14 protein-coding genes and 1 riboswitch are annotated in these 17,911 nt (G+C 54.4%); of the genes, 4 read left to right on the top strand and 10 right to left on the bottom strand.

The features are described 5' to 3' along the window. Positions 1 to 37: 37 nt before the first annotated feature. From C7820_RS18065 to C7820_RS18055, 3 genes are all read left to right on the top strand, one after another. Positions 38 to 1,375 carry an extracellular solute-binding protein gene (locus C7820_RS18065; protein WP_076170537.1) on the top strand — a complete coding sequence of 446 codons (1,338 nt, stop codon included), beginning with the start codon at positions 38 to 40 and terminating at the stop codon, positions 1,373 to 1,375. Positions 1,376 to 1,571: 196 nt separating this feature from the next. Further along, the gene (locus C7820_RS18060) at positions 1,572 to 2,453 is read left to right on the top strand and encodes a carbohydrate ABC transporter permease (protein ID WP_116232216.1); all 882 of its coding nucleotides are present in this window, start codon (positions 1,572 to 1,574) and stop codon (positions 2,451 to 2,453) included. Positions 2,454 to 2,507: 54 nt separating this feature from the next. Next, entirely contained in the window at positions 2,508 to 3,353 is an 846-nt protein-coding gene (locus tag C7820_RS18055; protein ID WP_258875327.1) for a carbohydrate ABC transporter permease, read from the top strand. A gap of 81 nt (positions 3,354 to 3,434) precedes the next feature. Here C7820_RS18055 and C7820_RS18050 read toward each other — a convergent pair whose 3' ends face one another. The 6 genes from C7820_RS18050 to thiE form a co-directional block, all read right to left on the bottom strand. After that, the gene (locus C7820_RS18050) at positions 3,435 to 6,164 is read right to left on the bottom strand and encodes a DUF5704 domain-containing protein (protein ID WP_258875299.1); all 2,730 of its coding nucleotides are present in this window, start codon (positions 6,162 to 6,164) and stop codon (positions 3,435 to 3,437) included. A gap of 679 nt (positions 6,165 to 6,843) precedes the next feature. After that, on the bottom strand, positions 6,844 to 8,070 hold the full coding sequence (locus C7820_RS18045; protein ID WP_116232213.1) for an S-layer homology domain-containing protein: 1,227 nt from the start codon (positions 8,068 to 8,070) through the stop codon (positions 6,844 to 6,846). A 538-nt stretch (positions 8,071 to 8,608) separates the two neighbouring features. After that, positions 8,609 to 9,754 (bottom strand): glycine oxidase ThiO, encoded by a 1,146-nt coding sequence (gene thiO / locus C7820_RS18040; RefSeq protein WP_116232212.1) that lies wholly within the window; start codon positions 9,752 to 9,754, stop codon positions 8,609 to 8,611. Positions 9,755 to 9,780: 26 nt separating this feature from the next. Then, positions 9,781 to 10,560: a thiazole synthase gene (locus tag C7820_RS18035; RefSeq protein ID WP_116232211.1), complete on the bottom strand. Its 780-nt coding sequence runs from the start codon at positions 10,558 to 10,560 to the stop codon at positions 9,781 to 9,783. 8 nt (positions 10,561 to 10,568) lie between these two features. Then, on the bottom strand, positions 10,569 to 10,766 hold the full coding sequence (gene thiS / locus C7820_RS18030) for a sulfur carrier protein ThiS (protein WP_089545768.1): 198 nt from the start codon (positions 10,764 to 10,766) through the stop codon (positions 10,569 to 10,571). Beyond that, positions 10,750 to 11,397 (bottom strand): thiamine phosphate synthase, encoded by a 648-nt coding sequence (thiE, locus tag C7820_RS18025; RefSeq protein ID WP_116232210.1) that lies wholly within the window; start codon positions 11,395 to 11,397, stop codon positions 10,750 to 10,752. The genes thiS and thiE overlap by 17 nt, the downstream gene beginning before the upstream one ends. Positions 11,398 to 11,541: 144 nt before the next feature. Continuing rightward, positions 11,542 to 11,651: riboswitch (TPP riboswitch) on the bottom strand. A gap of 238 nt (positions 11,652 to 11,889) precedes the next feature. On the opposite strand from thiE, the gene yhbH reads away from it, so the two are divergent. Continuing rightward, a complete protein-coding gene (yhbH, locus tag C7820_RS18020; RefSeq protein ID WP_089545766.1) occupies positions 11,890 to 13,047 on the top strand; it encodes a sporulation protein YhbH in 1,158 nt (385 codons plus the stop codon). A 311-nt stretch (positions 13,048 to 13,358) separates the two neighbouring features. Here yhbH and C7820_RS18015 read toward each other — a convergent pair whose 3' ends face one another. The 4 genes from C7820_RS18015 to C7820_RS18000 all read right to left on the bottom strand — a co-directional run bounded on the left by C7820_RS18015 (position 13,359) and on the right by C7820_RS18000 (position 17,786). Continuing rightward, positions 13,359 to 13,913, bottom strand: coding sequence for a riboflavin biosynthesis intermediates N-glycosidase (locus tag C7820_RS18015; RefSeq protein WP_181909109.1), 555 nt, complete (start codon positions 13,911 to 13,913; stop codon positions 13,359 to 13,361). A gap of 85 nt (positions 13,914 to 13,998) precedes the next feature. Next, positions 13,999 to 14,718, bottom strand: a complete 720-nt coding sequence (locus tag C7820_RS18010; RefSeq protein WP_181909108.1) for a DUF1266 domain-containing protein — start codon at positions 14,716 to 14,718, stop codon at positions 13,999 to 14,001. 15 nt (positions 14,719 to 14,733) lie between these two features. Continuing rightward, a complete protein-coding gene (locus C7820_RS18005; protein WP_116232207.1) occupies positions 14,734 to 16,086 on the bottom strand; it encodes a tetratricopeptide repeat protein in 1,353 nt (450 codons plus the stop codon). Continuing rightward, a complete protein-coding gene (locus C7820_RS18000; RefSeq protein WP_116232206.1) occupies positions 16,083 to 17,786 on the bottom strand; it encodes a molecular chaperone HscC in 1,704 nt (567 codons plus the stop codon). The genes C7820_RS18005 and C7820_RS18000 overlap by 4 nt, the downstream gene beginning before the upstream one ends. Between the last annotated feature and the right edge of the window lie 125 nt (positions 17,787 to 17,911).

The following is a 17,911-nucleotide window of genomic DNA, read 5'->3' as shown; positions in this document are numbered from 1 at the left end:
ATCTCTCGCGATGATACGAAGGGGGAAACGGGCATTTATGAAAAAGAAATGGTTATCCGCATCCATGCTGCTGCTGGCATTGACACTCGTGCTGTCGGCCTGCGGCGGAAGTAAAAACAGTTCGGACGACGGCAAGACGGCCGCCGGCGGCGGGAGTTCATCCGGTGGGTCCGGTGATAAAGTCACGATCAAAATGATGCACCTGTGGCCGGACGGCAGCAATTCCGCCCAGAACAAGCTGGCGAAGCAAATCATCAGCGAATACGAGCAGGCCAACCCGAACGTCAAAGTCGAAACGGAAGTGCTTGAGAACGAGCAGTATAAAAATAAACTGAAGGTCCTCTCCGCCTCCAACAGCCTGCCGGACGTTGGCTTTACATGGGCTGCCGGATTTTTGGAGCCGTACGTTAAAGGCAACATGTTTGCTCCGCTGGACGACCTGCTTCAAGGTGACCTGAAAGACAAATTTGTAGCGGGAACGACCGAAGCCTACGCCGTGGACGGTAAAACATACGCGCTGCCCGTCGAGCTGAACATCGTGCCTGTTTATTACAACAAAGAGATTTTTGCCAAATACAATCTGCAGCCGCCGAAAACCTATGAAGAATTCAAAAATATCATCAAAACGCTGAACGACAACAAAGTCACCCCGATCGCGCTAGGATCGAAAGACGCCTGGACCGGCTCCTTCTGGTACATGTACCTGGCTGAGCGGCTCGGTGGTCCAGACGTGCAGGATCAGGCAGTAGCCAGCAGCACATTCAGCGATCCAAGCCTGATCCAGGCCGCCAAGGAGGCCCAGGATTTGGTGAAAAGCAATGCCTTTGTAAAAGGCTTTAACGGGCTTTCCAACGACGAGGCCAAATCCGAATTCATGAACGAGAAAGCGGCCATGTACGCTATGGGAACGTGGGAAGTGCCAAACTATACGACCAATCCGGACATCCCGCAGGAATTCAAGGACAAGATCGGCTTCTTCAAATTCCCGACGATCGAAGGCGGCAAGGGGAACATTAATGACTGGGTCGGCGGCGTCGGCGTCGGTATGTTCGTCTCCGAAAACTCCAAGGTCAAAGAGGATGCCAAAAAGTTCGTCAACTACTTCGTCAAAAGATGGGGTGAGCTGTCCGTGGTTGACGCTGGCATTATCCCGGGAACAAAGGTCGACACCTCCAGTGTCAAGCTGCCGCAAATGTTCATTGACGTCTTGAACGAACTGAATAACGCCAGCAAAGTCATTCTCTATCTGGACGTACAAATGAAACCGGGTGCCGCAGAAGAACATTACAACCTGATCCAGGCACTGCTCGGCAATGCCATCACACCGGAGGAATTCGCCAAAAAGCAGGAAGAGGCACTAAAGACCGGCAAGTAGCCGTCATGGTAGGGGATGAAAGGACGAACCGGCGAGCTCCGACGGGGCGTCCTTTTCTCTAAGATATAAGAAAGGATAAAATCGGGCTTCCTTATATCGCAAGAAAAACTTCCTCTAAATCGCGGTCTGTCTACTGTGAATGTACGTCGGTAGGCGTTTTTTTCTCCGACTAGCATCGTAAGGAGGCTTCTTAGTTATGGACAAAATGATGTCGAACAAAAAAATCATCGCCCTATACGTGCTGCCGTCCCTGCTTCTGATTATGGCCATCATTTATATTCCCATCGTTCTTACCGGATACTACGGCCTGATGAAATGGGATGGCGTCAGCAGCATGAGTTTTATCGGGATGGAGAACTACGCCAACCTGATGAAGGACAGCGCATTTTGGAACAGCGTGTACCATTCATTATTATTCGCAGTCCTATCGACGGTGAGCCTTGCCGTTTATATGATCGTTGCACTGATCCTGGCTGGGAACATTAAAGGGGCAGGACTTCTCCGGAAAATCTATTTGATTCCAATGCTGCTCTCTTCGGTAGCCATTGCCCAGCTGTGGCTGAAAATCTACCATCCGACAAACGGCATCCTCAATACGTTTCTCGTATCGCTGGGCGTGGAGGATCCCCCAGCGTGGCTGTCGGATCCGAAGCTCGTGCTGTACGCCCTGTTCATTCCGATTCTATGGCAGTACGCCGGTTTCTACATCCTGATCTACTACGCCGCCCTGAAAAACATTCCGGCATCGCTCATTGAAGCAGCCCGGATCGACGGAGCCAATCCGTGGCAGATTGCCCTCCGAATCAAGCTGCCACTGGTTTCCGAGGTCGTCAAAGTCACGATTGTGCTGGCCGTCGTCGGCTCGTTGAAATACTTCGATTTGATCTACGTCATGACAGACGGCGGGCCGAACGGGGCCAGCGAAGTGATGGCGTCCTATATGTATCAAAAGGCGTTCCGCGGATTCGATTTCGGCTACGGCAGTGCGATCGGCTTCTTCCTGCTGATCATCTGCATGGTCGCCACCTGGGCGATCCGCAAGGCAACCGCCTCCAAAGACACGATTCAATATTCCTGATAAGAGGAGGTGCTTATGATGAGAACCGCAAGTCCGGCCGTATCCGTTTCCGTGATGCGGTCTTCCCGGCCTGTCGGCGCCAGAATCGGCACCGGCCTGCTCTATGTCGTGCTGATTGCGGGAGCGGTCCTGCAAATTTTGCCGCTGGTATGGCTGCTTTTGTTTTCCTTGAAGAATAACCAGGAGGTATTCAATCTTCCTCCTTTCGCCCTCCCCAGCCATCCCAAATGGGAGAACTATGAAAACGTATGGCAGCAGGGAAATATCGGCCGTTATTTTATTAACAGCGTCCTGATCACCGTCATCGCCGTCGTGCTGACGATTCTGCTCGCCAGCTTCGTGACCTTTGCGATCACCCGGATGCGCTGGAAGCTCAGCTCCCTCGTCCTCGGCCTGTTCATGGTGGGCATGATGATCCCGGTGCATTCGACCCTGATTCCTTTGTTCATCCTGTTTCAAAAAGTGGGGCTGACGGACAACCAGCTCAGCATCATCCTGTCCTACACCGCCTTTAACCTGCCGATTACGATCATGATCCTGCTCGGCTTCTATTACGCGCTGCCGCGGGAAGTGGAAGAGGCCGCCATTATGGATGGCTGCTCCGTGAACCGCATGTTCTTCCGGATCGTCATGCCGATGACGTTCTCCGTTATTGCCACGGCTGCGATCATCAACATGATTTATAACTGGAACGAGTTTATTTTCGTCAACACCTTCATCAGCTCGGACAACCTGAAGACCTTGACGGTCGGCGTCCAGAACTTCGTCGGACAGTACACGACCGACTGGGGCGCCATCGGGGCGACGCTGATGATCAGCATCCTGCCAATCCTCGTCATCTTCCTGGTGCTCAGCAATCGGATCGTGGAGGGCATTGCCGCCGGATCGGTCAAAGGCTGATACATTTAGCGCACAAAAAAAAGGGCTGTCCCCAAAGGTCACAAACGGACCTAAGGGCAGCCCTTTTATACTGATTTCCCGTTAATGTGGCACCTGGCTGCTGAAGTCATCCCTGCTGGATTGATCGGTCTGGTAAAAGACGACGTCGCCGTCTTTTAGCGCAAACCGGTTCCCGTAGGCATCCTGGATGTTCCGGTTAAAGCCTTCCATCTGCCACTGATTCATCAGCGGGGCGTAAATGTACTGCAAATGCGGATTTTTCAAGTCGCCCGCCTGAATGGACTCGATATTGAAGTTCACGACGATGTAGCCGTTCTTTAGAAAAATCGGGGACTTGTCGTCCAGCCCGCCGTGCGTGCGCCCGTATTCCGCCACATTCGTGCCCGCTTCGACCACATAAGGATCGGCCGGCAGGCTGTACTCGCCGTACCATTTCTGGATCGATACGTCCGCCCGTTCGCGGTTCACCGATTCAGGTACGGGGTCCTTCAGGCTGAGAAACGTCCGCAGCTGCTCAGGCAGAATCAGCAGGCTGTAGCTTCCGACCGGCGTCTTTTGCTTCGTATACTTGTTTACATAGCTGTTGATATATTCGTTCCGGTTCATCCCCCCGGCTGCGCCGCCATGATTAAACTTGTAGCCTGCCGTATCCCGCAGCTCCTGCGCGGGCACGTTCCGGAGCCGGTCATTTAAGATGACGTAACGCTGGACCTGATCCGCGGACGAGCCGATTTTCACAAAATGCTTCGAGCTGGTGCTGTAGTACAGATCCACCGGAATCCGCGTATCCCCGCGGCCGTTGACGGCCTTCCCGTCTTTTCTGACATAATAGAAGGTTGGCGTGATGCGGATGCCATCCAGCGGGCCGAACATATTCCCTTTCGTTTTAAAATCAAACTTGAAGTGGTACCCGGTCTTGACGGACACGTTCTTGAAACCCTGCAGCGGGCTGCTTCCCGGACGGATCGGCAGCGTAAAGACGGCTGCATTGCCCCGCGGATCGCCATCGATCCCTTTCTGACCAACCCAATAGGAGACGCCCGTCTGGAACGCGCTGCCCTTCTGGGACCGGAACACGGTCTCCCAATTGTAATCGGCAATATCCGTCACATGAAAATCGTACAGCCGTCCAATGACATCAACCGCCACCTCATCGTATGCGGCATGATGCACCAGGCTTGTATTGGCGTCATTTTGCTGCGTATAATCGGCCGGGGCATTTTCGGCAATATTGCGAAACGCGATCTGGTATGGACCTTCGTCCACCCATACCGGCAAATAAAAGGTCGTGTCCAGCTGGCCGACCGGAATGTCCACCCATGTATTTTTCGGAATAAAGGTTGTCCGGTTCCCATCATACACGTCAAAAGGGAACTTGACCTGCTTGGTGCGGAAATACTTGGCGTAATCCCGGTTGCCGTAACCTGGATAGCTGACATGCTGCCCGCTCGTCGGAATCCGGACCGTGAACGGGCGTTCCAGAATCAGGGCGGACCGGCCGGCGTCCGGATTCGTTTTCTGGTTGTGGGCCGCGTCGTCCGACACGGAGGAATAGTTGACCACCGGCGTATGGACCGTCACGGTGTTGATGCCGTAGATCGGAAACTCCTGGTTTTGCCCGCCGTTTATATTTCCCGGCATCAGGTCATATTCGATTTTGCCCGCGCTCGGCGTATCCTTTTTATTGGTTTTGCTGCGATCGATCAGATTTCCCGGGCTGTACAGCACGTTATCGCCAATCTGGGGTGGCTCGGGAATCTGCGACGGTGTCGGGCCGGATTCCTCAACCTTCTGGTTGTTCATTATCGTCTGTCCGTTAAAGACCAGCGAGTCATTCGTCACCTGGATTTTGCCGACGGCTTTCTCCGCTTCCCCTTTTAGGGCGCCTTCGTCATTCGGCACCGACGGCTTGGACTTGCCCCCGGTCAGCGTCTGTCCGGCAGCCGTAAGCTCTCCGGGCGGAGCTGGCGGATCGTAATTCCCAGTCGTCGCAGCGGCATAATACGGTGGACTGTACCCACTCGGCTGGATCGCAATCCGGCCGCCCGGCAGGGCGTAATTGTCGAGAATCGCCTCGCGGATTTGGTAGACTTCCAGGTTATCGATTTTCCAGAAAGCATACCGCCGCTCAATTTGGTAGGTATACGTTTTGCTTTCGGTCTCGCTCTGCGGATCCGGCTCGATATGCGTTCCTTTGCCATCGGCGTTCGGCACTTCCTTGCCCGGATCCCACTTCAGCGTGTACTCCTTGGTTACGTTAACCGTATATGTGCACGTCCCGGTCATCTGTACGAACTTGTCCTGGTACAGGTGATTCCGGGCGAGCACATTGCCGTATAGGCTCTCGGAGGTCGGAATGCCCTGAAGCACGTCAAAGCGCTCGCTGCCGCGGGCATCAGCTTTGATTTTGGCTGTCACGACGGGGTCCATGTATTTGCCGGTCATCGATTGACCCGGCGCCGGCTCGGTGCAGCTTACCGCGGGATCCGGGGGATCGACCGGCGGCGGTCCATCTCCGCCTCCATCGCCGACAGTCACGGTGGCTGTGCCGTACAGGTAGTAGAGGCCGCTTTTCCATACGGCCGTGATTTTGGCCGTGCCTTTGCCTACGGCGGTCACGTTCCCACTGCTGTCCACCGTCGCCACCGCGCTTTTGTCGGAGCTCCACACCGTTTCGGTTCGGGTGGTCACATCAACGAAGTCGCCAAAGCTTGTATCGCCCTTCACGCTGAAAGGCTTCGTGCGCACCTCGGCTTTAAAGTTCTTCTTCTCCCCGGGTTTCATCGATGCACTCGCGGGAGTCACCCGCATTTCCTTGATTTCTTTAGCGGTGCCTTCCCATTTAAGATTTAAGTAAATGTCATACCGAACCTGGAACTTTGGATAGCCATTTGGTCGTTCTTCAATGTCAAGTTTTGTTCGATTGGTGAACGTTGGTCCCCCTGTAAAGATATACATCATGATGCTTACATTATCATCCAATATCGCTAAGTTAGGATTATGACTCCCAGGATGAAAATATAGTTCTTCCCCAAACGATGTTTCTTCTTTTATCAGTTTCATATTTTCTATTGCTACCTTTGGAATTTGCTGACCCGCTGCATCCTGAAAATTACCAGGTTGGTAATCTAAAGTGTTTATTTTTGCTGCTGTCTCCGTTACAACAGGATAAGGGGCATCATTAGTCCCAGCCATTACAGCAGTATCTGAAATATTTCCATCATTGCGGTCAGCTCTAAATGACCCATCGTTGAGTTGGTACCAATATACTCCTGGATTCGCACTTGCTGTAGCAGTCACATTCTTAATCACAGCTTGCCGAGACTGAGGTCCAGGGGGTGTAATTTTACTATCAGGTGGGTAACTTTCTGACCTAGCTATACCTGAATTTATCCAAAGACTGCTTATTATGAACGTTAAAACAAGGATTTTACTGATACATTCTCTACAATTTATTTGGAATCTCACCTATTCGCCACCCCTTAATAGGTTACTTCCACATTAATATTGATCCGTAAGTACCGTCGTCAGCAAAAACACTTTGAATTTCTGATTCTCCATACTTTACAAACCTCTTAATAGATGATCTAGACCAAAATCTAGTTTGTTCTCCTTTTTTGAAAAAGTCCACCCCACCTTCAGACGGTAAGGTAATATAGCCAAATATTTTTGGTGAGGATCCAAACACCCTACTTCCTCCATGCAAAGAGTATTTTAAACCAGTAGTGTATGTAGAGTCCTTAAATCCATCTTTTCCTGGAAGTACAGAGGAATCAATAAATACCTGGTAGGTTTCTGCAAAAAAGGGTGTCTCCTCATCCACAAACATCCGCCCATAAATACTTCCCGTTTGGTCCGCGCTCAGCCCACTCATGAAAATATAATGATATATTTTAACTTTTCCAGTATTGTTTCGAAGGCTGACGTCTTTACCCAGGATCGTTTTAAGTTCATGACCCTCAGCGTACTGATACGCCGGAATCACCGTCCGGAGATTCGTCCCCGTCGTCCCCACTTCCCGCAGCTCGTTCAATCCCTTGAACGCTTTTGGCTCCTTCGTCTGCGTCGTCTCGTAACGCTGAATGATCACCGCCACCTCCGCGCGCGTGGTCGTTTTGCCGCCGCCGAAGCTGTCATCCGGGTACCCGGACATCAGTCCCGTTCCCAGCATAACTGACACATACGGATAGTCGGCCTTGTTCAAGCCACCTTTGTAATACTCCGTCACCGGAACGATGGTGTCCTTCGTGTCCTCAAACGCCTGCTTGTACTCTCCGTCGCGGGCCGCCAGTCCCGAGGCCATCCACTTCGCCATTTCCACCCGCGTCAGTGGAATGCCCGGCTTAAAGCCGTTTGTGTAATCGGCCGGACTGAAAAAGCCTTTCCCCGCCGCCTCGCTCACTTCCTTTTCGCTCCAGTGCCCGGCCAAATCGGAAAATGCCGCAGCTCCGCCAGCGTTTTCGTTCGTCGACACCCTGGCCAAAATCGCAGCAAATTCAGCCCGTGTAACCGGGTCGTTTGGTCTGAATTTTCCGCTGCCGTCTCCTTTGAGATAACCTTTGGATACCGCATCGTTAATGGCCTGATACGCCCAATGGGACACAGACACGTCCTTAAAAGCCGCCGCCGCGGCGGCCGGCATGGGCTGCTCGATTGCTCCTGCCGTTCCAAGAATCATCGCCCCGGCAAAAATGGTCATCAACATCGCTTTGAACATACTTCTTCCGCTCCAATCTTTTAAAATATGCAGCTTCTTGAATTTCCTGTTTCCTCATAAATTCACTGATCCTCTAGCTTCCTTATCCTCCTGACATTCTGGTACAATCTAACTTTCTACTTCTTCCCGGACCTTCTGTGCTGCTGTTCCCTTTGTAGCTCTAAGCCTAAACTCTCTTGCTAAAAATATGTTTTCTTAACCGACGGGACTGCTTGCCCACGCGTGGCCCTAAGCAGCCGCACCTCCTTATGTATTCCTGTGAAACTTCTTTCCTATTAAGCATAGGACTACTTGTAGTATACTACAGGATTTTCGCAAAATTTGTCATTAATTGTCACTATACATCATCACTTCAATTATATGGGTTTAATGGATATATAAGATGCGTGTTCTTCAAGTAGTTTTACGTCGCCCGACACAAAAAAAACAAAGCAGGAATGCATTCCTGCTTTGCCATGTGCCTCATGCCAAACGAATAACTTTATATTGTCCGTACTTTTATCAGCTAGAACAAGTAATGTTTAACGTCGTCAATCCTTTATTTCCACGAAAAAGCGCCCGCCTGCACCTCACCGAACCGGTTCGGCCGGAACGCTCCACACCACTCCGGCAGCGGCTTGCCCTCCACGCTATCGGCGATCAGCGCGGCCGTGACCGGGCTGAGCAGGATGCCGTTGCGGTAATGACCCGCGGCCACAAAAATATGGCCGGCATCGTTCAGCCGCCCGATCAGCGGCCGGCCGTCCAGCACCGCCGGGCGCAGTCCCGCCCAGCGGTGAAACGGCTGCACCTCACCAAGAACAGGCAGCACTTGCTTGTTCCACTCCGTCAGCCGCCGGATCCCTTTGTCCGTAACGGACGTATCGAACCCGGCGATATCCTCCGAGGCGCCGCACACGAGGGTTCCGTTCTCTTTTTGTACCAGGTACCCCTGGCTGGTGAACACCAGATGCCGAAGCCGCTCGCGCTCCTCGCTCCAGGCGTAGGCGCAAATTTGCCCCCGGATCGGGTACACGGGAATCCGGATGCCAAGCGTCTCCGACATCTCCTGTACCCACGCACCGGTGCTGATCAGCAGCCGGTCCGCTTCAAACCGCTCGCCATTTTGCGCCCACAGCGCAACCCGCTCCCGCCATTCAGCCAGTTCGATCCGGCCAAGATGCTCATGAATCTGCACGCCGGAGGCCAGGCAGGCCCGTTTGACCGCTTCCGTCAAATCCGGGGCATACACATGGCTCTCCACCGGAGTCCACAGGGCGGCTACTGCTTCGCGGGTCAGTCCCGGCTCGGCATCGAACAGCGCGCTTCCCGTTAATATTTCGCCACCGGAGCCCCAGCTCCGCTGCCATTCCAGCCGGCTCTCCAGCGCCAGCAAATCCGCCTCATGCCTCACGACGTACAGGCTGCCGGTTTCGGCATACTCGAAGTCAACGCCGGAGATGTCCTTCACCGCCTGCTGCCACTGCGGATACAGCGACAAGCTCTCACGGCACAACCGAAAGAATTCGTCCGGGGACTCCACGTTCTCCGAATACGGAGCGAGCATCCCTGCCGCCGCGCCGGAGGCCTGCCCGCCGCAGGGTCCCTTTTCAAGCAGCGTGACGTTCAGGCCGCGGCGGCGCAGCTCCAGCGCGCAGGATAATCCGATAATGCCGCCCCCCATGACAATGATGTCTCCGCTCATTGTTACAGCCCCCTGTCCATCCTTTTTTATTCGATGACGAGCGATTCCAGGCCGCTGCTGGCCGAAGCATATTTCTTCTTCGGAATCCGCCCGGACAAGTAGGCCAAACGCCCCGCCTCAACCGCCAGCCTCATCGACCGGGCCATCATCACGGGGTCTTTGGCTTTGGCCACCGGGGTATTCATCAGAATGCCGGAGACTCCCAGCTCCATCGCGAGCGCCACGTCGCTGGCTGTCCCCAGACCCGCATCTACGATGACAGGGACCGACAGCTCCTCCACGATCAATCCGAGATGGTACGGATTCAGAATGCCGAGGCCGGTCCCGATGGGCGCTGCGCCGGGCATAACCGCGGCTGCCCCGGCCTCCTCCAGCTTTTTGCAGATCACCGGATCGTCGGAGATATACGGCAGTACCGTAAAACCTTCCTTGACCAATATTTCCGTCGCTTTTAACGTTTCAATCGGATCGGGCAGGAGCGTGCGCTTATTGGCGCTAATCTCCACCTTGATCCAGTCGCTGAGTCCCGAAGCCCGCGCCAGCCGGGCAATCCGGACCGCCTCTTCGGCGGTTGTCGACCCGGACGTGTTGGGAAGGTAGATGTATTTCTGGGGCTCCACATGCTGCAGAATTGAGTCATCCTCCACCGAATCGAGATGGATCCGGCGGATAGCGAACGTCAGCACCTCGGTTCCCGAAGCTTTGATCGCCTCCATCTGCACATAAGGATCGGGGAACAGCCCGGTCCCCAAAAACAACCGCGACGACAGTTCCTGTCCGCCAACCTGCCAATTATCTCTGCTCATTTTCCCCCTCAACCTCCCGCTACGAAATGGACCAGCTCCAGCTTCATTCCAGGTACGACCGGAGTCGTCTCCCACTGCTCGATCTTCAGCACCTGTCCGTCCGCTTCCACCATGACCGGCCTGCCGGACAGCCCCAGCAGGCGGAGAACATCGGCTACCGTCTCGGCCGCCAGCTCCCGCTTTGTTCCGTTAATGACCAGTTCCATCCGCCGCTCCTCCTCTACCTTCAAGCTTGTGAATGAACGCCCGGCATACCGCTTCCGGGTCAGGGCTGCCGACGATTTCGCTCACCGCGCAGACGCGGCTCGCACCGGCCCGGATCACTTCGTCCACGTTGCCCAGCTTGATGCCGCCAATCGCCACAAACGGGATCTTGATGACCTCGGCGACTTCCCGAATGTACGAAAGACCGACCGGATCCACCACATCCGCTTTCGTGGCCGTCGCATAGATCGGCCCGACGCCGATATAATCCGCCCCTTCCGCTTCGGCGAGCTGCGCTTCCGAAATCGCATGGGTGGATATGCCGATGATCTTGGAACCGACAAGCTTTCTGGCTTCCGCGATCGGCATATCGCCCTGACCGAGGTGAATCCCGTCCGCATCCACCTCCATCGCGATATCAACGTGATCGTTCACGATAAAAGGGATACCGTAGCGGCGGGTCAGCTCCCGCAGCTCCGCCGCCTTGCGCAGCAGCTCTTCCCTGCCGCTTGTTTTGTCGCGGAATTGAACGATGTCCGCGCCTCCCCGAATAGCTTGCTCCATCACGTCCACCAGCCGGCGTCCCGGATGGAACGTCTCGCCAGTAATCGCATACAGACGAAAATCGACCATGACTGCTTCTCCTCTCTTCCCTTTTGCCATTCCCTCCATTTCATGCCGGCTTCTATCATCGCGAAGGGTAAGCCCTCGTCTTGCGAAAGCGCCCTCTTACCCGGTTAACACAAAAAAACCATTCGAGAAATACACGAATGGCACCGCAATTCGAATGATATTCTCTACGCCAGCATTACCTGGATCAGATTAACGGTCCGCAGCATAAGGCTGCCATCTCAGCCGGACTTCATCCAGCACCCGCATTCCTATTTAATTTCACAACCACTATAGCCCAAACTGCTGACTTTTGGCAATAGCCAGCGTGAGATCACCGGCATCGGAACGCCTATCTCATCCATAGGAGCGATTCTCGCAAAATTTCATATATTTGGGTGCGGCAAACTTCTTATTTTATCTCTTGCGTCATCACATATCGTCCCCGCCCGTGAATATAAATGTTTAACAAGCCAAAGTTTGTGCTGAGTATGGGAACATGGGAGGTGCCTGAACATGCCATCAGACGATCATTCGCTGTTTGTGGTGTCCAAGGAGGACTGGTCACTGCACCGGAAAGGGTACCAGGATCAGGTCCGCCATCAGGAGAAGGTTAAGGAAATTATCAAGCAGAACCTGCCCGACCTGATCACAGAAGAAAACATCGTGATGTCGGACGGTAAGCAAATCATCAAGGTGCCCATCCGGAGCCTCGATGAATACCGTTTCATTTATAACTACCAGAAGCAAAAGCATGTCGGCCAGGGAGACGGCGACAGCCAGGTGGGAGACGTGCTGGGCAGGGATCCGGTGCAAAAGCCGGGTCAAGGGGAAAAAGCCGGCGACCAGCCCGGCCAGGACATTATGGAAGCCGAGATCAGCCTCGAAGACTTGGAGAACATGCTGTTCGATCAGCTGGAGCTGCCGAATATGAAGCCGAAAGAGCAGCAGGAAGTCGAAACCGAATCGATCACGTTCAACGATATCCGCAAAAAAGGCATGCAGTCCAACATCGACAAGAAGCGGACGATCCTGGAAAATCTGCGGCGCAACGCCACCAGCGGCAAGCCGGGAATTCACCATATCAGCCCCGACGATCTGCGTTACAAAACGTGGGAGGACGTCGTCGTTCCCCATTCCAGCGCGGTCATCATTGCGATGATGGATACGTCCGGGTCGATGGGCACGTTTGAAAAATACTGTGCGCGCAGCTTCTTCTTCTGGATGACCCGCTTCCTGCGCCGCCAATACGAAAAGGTCGACATCGTCTTTGTGGCCCATCATACGGAGGCCAAAGAAGTCACCGAAGAAGATTTCTTTACCCGGGGCGAAAGCGGGGGCACGATCTGCTCGTCCGCCTACCAGAAAGCGCTGGAAATCATCGACCGGCGCTACCCGCCCGCCAAGTACAATATTTATCCGTTCCATTTCTCGGACGGCGACAACCTGACTTCCGATAACGAACGCTGCGTGCGGCTGATTGGCGAGCTGCTTAAAGTCAGCAACATGTTCGGTTACGGAGAGGTCAACCAGTACAACCGGAGCAGCACGCTGATGTCCGCGTACCGGAATATCAAACTCGATCAGTTCATGTATTACGTCATCAAGGAAAAGGGCGAAGTCTATCAGGCGCTGCGTACGTTCTTTAAAAAGCAGGAAGGCGCCCTGACTTAAGCCGAAGGACCGTCTCATCAAACGCAAAGTTATGGCATATAAAAAGGTCGTTGTCCCGTTACGCTGAGTAACCGACAACGACCTTTTTGCATATGACCTTCGATTTGCAGCCCTTTTCCACAATCTAGCATGACCCTCGATTTGCAGCCCTTTTCCTACGATCGACTGATCCTGACTTCCTGCCAAGCTCCTCACCGACGGCATGCTCATCATTGCCAATGTGCTCCTCATTGCCAGCGTGTTCCTTACGGCTGCCAAGTTCTTCACTCCCGCTAGGCCCCGCACGCACGACACGCATGTTTCGTATGCAGCTAGGCTTCTTTCGCCTGCAGCCGGTCCCGAACCTCCATCAAGGCAAGGCCAAGCAGGTTCTTCCCTTTCCACAGCAGCGGGTTCAGGACCGCCTCGTCGTCAGCGGCCAACCCAACGCCCCAGATCGAATCCACGGGACTTGCCTCTACCAGCACCCGCTGCCCGGTACCCAGCAGAAATTGCTTCAAATCGTCGTTTTGGGAAAACTTCGCTTCGTTTCCCTGGACCACAATGGAGTACCCTTCCCGGTCCCATACGGCCGGATCGAATCCTCTCACCTTCCGCCCCAGATCTTTGGCATGTTTCGGATGCTTGGCTGCGAGAATCTGTTCTCGGATCTCTTCGTCACCGAACAGCCTGGCTTTCTCGGCCATCATATAATGCTCGGCACTCGCATACTCCACACCGTCCACGGTAAACTTTGCTTCCCACCACTGGCTGAAGCAGCTCTTCGAAATAGAACCGTCCGCCGCGGGCTGGTGCCCCCAGAAAAATACATACTTTAGCTTGGTCCCTTTCCGGAATGCCTTCCGGAGTTCTTCCAAGGTATACATCCAAATCCCCCCTTTAAGAGCATCCAGCGTACTTAAGCCCCACAATCTAAAGGCCCTGTGACCCGCATGCCCATTGATCACCGCCTCAGGCATCCAGGCTGGCCGATTCCTTGCGGTACGCTGCTCGTTCACCTCCCGGCTCAAGCGGAATATCCCATGGCGCCTTCCGGGAAGCGAAGGTACCCATCCCCAGCAGCGTCTGTCCGCGGGTCATGATATAGACTACATTTGCAAACTGCTCCTCCGGTTTCCAAAAGCGGCTGCCGGCCATAAATGCGATCAAATACTCTTCCCAGCTGCGGTAATGCTGCTGCACATACCCGGCCGCTTCCAATTTAATGGCCCAGGCCTCTTCCTTCGTCAAATATCCGTAAGCGAGTCCGATCCGGCTCAAGAAAATCGCCCAGCCGCCCCCGAAGGCGGCTATTTCTCCGGCGGGCAGCTGCAGCAAAAACGTCTGAACCACGCTCATCCGGGCATATTTCGGATAGTCCTTGGATGCCTCCATCCAGTTTTGCCGTGCCTGTTCCGGCAGCGCCGACAGTTCGGCGTGCAGGGCCTTATAATCGTCACGGTTCCCGTCCTCCAGCAGCCAGCGAATCCGGGTCTTTAAAGACTCGGCATCCTTGATGTCCCAGAGCCGCAGCCCCTTTTTCAAAACCCGGTTCCCGAGGTAACGCTCAAATTTCAAAAACTCGTACGGCACATAATAATAAGCCAGCACGCTGTCGATGCATACGCTGGAGAGACTGCGGAAGTACAGCTCCAGCTGTTTAATTTGCTTCTTCTTGTAATCGCTGCGCATGTCGTCCTCCATTATCTAGGTTGATAGCACCCGGTGTGCTCTTAACGTTCTGTATAAATACCACAGCAGAATGGCCACGAACACCCCCGTGACGATAACGGGCACGTCAAAAAACAACTGCAGCACGATATACACAAAAATATAAAGCCAAGTTAACCGAAGAAATAAAAAACCGTCGAATATAATATTGTTTTTGACCACTTTGCGGTGCTCGGCCGGGTCGATCTTCCCCTGATCATAGTGATGCTTATTTGCAGTAGACGACCAGTACATCAGGGTGCTCATATGCTGATTGTTTATGTCAAAAGAACGCTTCATCCGTTCCTTGGCCTCCGATATCCGTCCCATCGCGGTGAGGCACCGTCCCGCTAAACAGAGCGCATCCTGATCGTCCGGATGGGCAGCCAAAATGCGCTCGCAATCCGAAAGCGCCTCTTCATACCGCTGATCATCGTATCGAAGCTGTGCCGCGTACCGGTAAGCCTCCAGATCATCCGGCTGCAGCAGGATCGCATGGCCGAAACATTTCAGCGCTTCCTGCCGGTCGCCCGCGGCCAGGTTATATTTTCCCCAAAGCAGCTGCAGATCCAGATCGTCCGCAAACCACGCCGAAGCTTCGGACAAGCATGCTTCCGCTTCTTCCAGCTCGCCTTCCATCAGCATATCCAGCGCAGACTCCCGCAGATCCAAAAATCTCTCAATGTCCGCGGCATCCCCTACGGGAGCGTTAGCGAGCGAGTCATAACGCAGCTCCCGTGATCCGTCCAGCTGCTGCAGGATGTATTCGGCAAAATACGTCGGATACCGTTCCCGCAGTTCTTCGGGATCGTCCGTAAAGTAAAACGTGCCGTCCAGCAGCTGCCAAACGTCTCGCGGGAGATGCCTGCAGGACATCAGAAAGGACACGAACGCATGCTGCAGTTCCGGCCCGCGTTCGACGTCCCATACGATATCCTCGTTCAGCAGCCGCTCCCACGACTCCACCCGAATCCGTGCCGGAAAGTCGTCGTACAGTTCCTCGGCCTGATGAATCCACAGGCTGACCGGATCAACGCTTGCCTTGGCTTGGAATATTCCATTTGAGTATGTGGTTTGTGCATTAGGCGCACCAGGTTGATCAACTTCGCCTTTGGTATCCTCCGGCGGGTAGATCGGCATGGAAAGCTCATCCTCAGCCTCAGCCGGCTCACGTACCGTTGTATTGGCCTCCTTGGCGAACTTGGATGCAGCCTCATAAGCTTCCCTAAGCTGCTGATAGCCCTCGGGATCGTCCTCGGGATGATGCTGCTTCAGCTTGGCGGCATAAGCCTTCTTGATGATGCGCAGCTCCGTGGTCCGCTCGATCCCCAACCTTTCCCAGATGTTCATGTGAAGCTCATCCACCTTTCCAGCTCTTCCAGTCGATCCTTGAAGACCTCCGCAGCTTTTTTGATTTCGCGGTCGTCCTGGGTGTGCAGTGCCTTTTCGAACTGTCCGATATAGGCAGCGATCACTTCCCGACTCTCGCCCAGCGCCTCTTCGTACAGCCGCTCGCCCCTGGCCAACAGCAGCCGGTTTTCCGCCCGGTCTCTCGGGTGAATTTTGATATCCTGAAGCTCCAGCAGACGCGCCTCGATCTCTTCCTTCGTCATGCTGCCGGCGTTCTTCTCGATGACGGCGCGCTTCTTCTCGCCGGTTGCAACGCTGGTCACCTCGACCTCCAAAATCCCGTTAATGTCATAGGTATAACGGACGTCAATCTTCTGTTCGCCGGCAGGGGCCGGCGGCACCTTAATGTGGATCTCGCCGAGCTTGATGTTGTTCTCGACGCGCCGGCTCTCGCCCTGATAAATATCAACGGTTAACCGCCGCTGGTTGTCAGATACCGTGCAGAGCCGTTCAATCCGGCTGACCGGTATCGGCGTGTTGCGCTCGATGATCGGGAAGAAATGCCCCGATGAGAATCCCCCTTTGCCCAGTTCCTGCACAATGCTGGTACCCAGGGTATACGGGCATACATCGGTAAGGATCATCTCGTTCAGCGCCTCATTCCGCTCCTTCAGCGCCGACTGGATGGCCGCGCCGACGGCAACCGTCTCATCCGGATTGATGTCGCTGTACGGCATGCGGCCAAACATGCGGCCGATGACGCTTTTAATAAGCGTCATTCGGGTGGCTCCCCCGATCAGGATCACCGCATCCAGATCGGATGGGGACAAGGACGCGTCTCGCAGCGCCCGCTCGATCGGCTGGCGCAGCCTCAGGAGCAGCGGATGGGCCAGCTTTTCAAATTCGTTACGGTCAAGCCGCACTTCATACCGGGTTCCATCGATCGCCAAAGCCATTTCAGCCGACGCCTCCCGTCCCAAGGCAAGCTTGCAGCTCTCCGCCTGTTTATGTATAGCCGATCTTGTTTTCGGGTCCAGCGCCTCCCACTCCATTTGGTGCGTCTCCAGAAAATGCGTCACAAGCAGCTCCGTAAAGTCTTCACCGCCAAGGAAATTGTCCCCCGCGATAGACTTCACCTCCATGACTCCCTCGAACAGCTCCAGGATGGAGACGTCAAAGGTTCCTCCGCCCAGGTCGAATACGAGAAACTGGGTTTCCGGCTGCTCCTGGTGCAGGCCGTAAGCCACCGCCGCCGCGGTCGGCTCGCTGATCAGCCGCTCGACACGCAGACCGGCGATTTCGGCGGCGTGCTTCGTCGCTTTGCGCTGGGCATCGTTGAAGTATGCCGGGACGCTGATCACCGCCTCCGTCACAGGTTCGCCCAGGTAGCTCTCGGCGTCCTCTTTCAAGGCCTTCAATACAAAGGACGACAGTTCCTCCGGTGTAAAGGAGTGAGGTCCAAGCTCGTACTTTTTCTCTGTTCCCATAAATCGTTTAAAAGTGGCAGCCGTCCGCTCCGGATGGGTAATTAAGCGCTCCTGGGCAATCCGGCCGACCACAATTTCGCCGTTTTCGTCCACGCTGACGATGGACGGTGTCAAATGTTCTCCAAGCACGTTGGGAATGACCACCGCACGGTCCTGGGCCCAGCAGGCCACCAGGCTGTTGGTCGTTCCCAGATCGATTCCGATCACAGCCAATGAAATCCCCCTCTTTCCTGTTGAATGTTCCCTATTCATTAGCCGGCCCGAGCCTTAGGCTCCAGGCCAATCTAGCAATCCGTTCTCTATTCTACCAGCAGCCCCCTCTTTAATCCAATAATTGG

Origin of the sequence: Paenibacillus sp. VMFN-D1, from assembly GCF_003386155.1 — a bacterium.
GTDB lineage: Bacteria > Bacillota > Bacilli > Paenibacillales > Paenibacillaceae > Paenibacillus_AQ > Paenibacillus_AQ favisporus.
The sequence above is the reverse complement of the archived record's forward strand: the minus strand, read 5'-3'. Positions and strand labels throughout refer to the sequence as shown.

Bases quoted from the DNA above. Each gene is read 5' to 3' on its own strand.
- yhbH (WP_089545766.1), top strand. From the start codon at position 11,890: ATGCCATCAGACGATCATTCGCTGTTTGTGGTGTCCAAGGAGGACTGG.
- C7820_RS18015 (WP_181909109.1), bottom strand. From the start codon at position 13,913: ATGTATACCTTGGAAGAACTCCGGAAGGCATTCCGGAAAGGGACCAAG.
- thiE (WP_116232210.1), bottom strand. From the start codon at position 11,397: ATGGTCGATTTTCGTCTGTATGCGATTACTGGCGAGACGTTCCATCCG.
- C7820_RS18045 (WP_116232213.1), bottom strand. From the start codon at position 8,070: ATGTTCAAAGCGATGTTGATGACCATTTTTGCCGGGGCGATGATTCTT.
- C7820_RS18035 (WP_116232211.1), bottom strand. From the start codon at position 10,560: ATGAGCAGAGATAATTGGCAGGTTGGCGGACAGGAACTGTCGTCGCGG.
- thiS (WP_089545768.1), bottom strand. From the start codon at position 10,766: ATGGAACTGGTCATTAACGGAACAAAGCGGGAGCTGGCGGCCGAGACG.
- C7820_RS18010 (WP_181909108.1), bottom strand. From the start codon at position 14,718: ATGCGCAGCGATTACAAGAAGAAGCAAATTAAACAGCTGGAGCTGTAC.
- C7820_RS18050 (WP_258875299.1), bottom strand. From the start codon at position 6,164: ATGCGGGTGACTCCCGCGAGTGCATCGATGAAACCCGGGGAGAAGAAG.
- C7820_RS18065 (WP_076170537.1), top strand. From the start codon at position 38: ATGAAAAAGAAATGGTTATCCGCATCCATGCTGCTGCTGGCATTGACA.
- C7820_RS18060 (WP_116232216.1), top strand. From the start codon at position 1,572: ATGGACAAAATGATGTCGAACAAAAAAATCATCGCCCTATACGTGCTG.
- C7820_RS18005 (WP_116232207.1), bottom strand. From the start codon at position 16,086: ATGAACATCTGGGAAAGGTTGGGGATCGAGCGGACCACGGAGCTGCGC.
- C7820_RS18055 (WP_258875327.1), top strand. From the start codon at position 2,508: ATGCGGTCTTCCCGGCCTGTCGGCGCCAGAATCGGCACCGGCCTGCTC.
- thiO (WP_116232212.1), bottom strand. From the start codon at position 9,754: ATGAGCGGAGACATCATTGTCATGGGGGGCGGCATTATCGGATTATCC.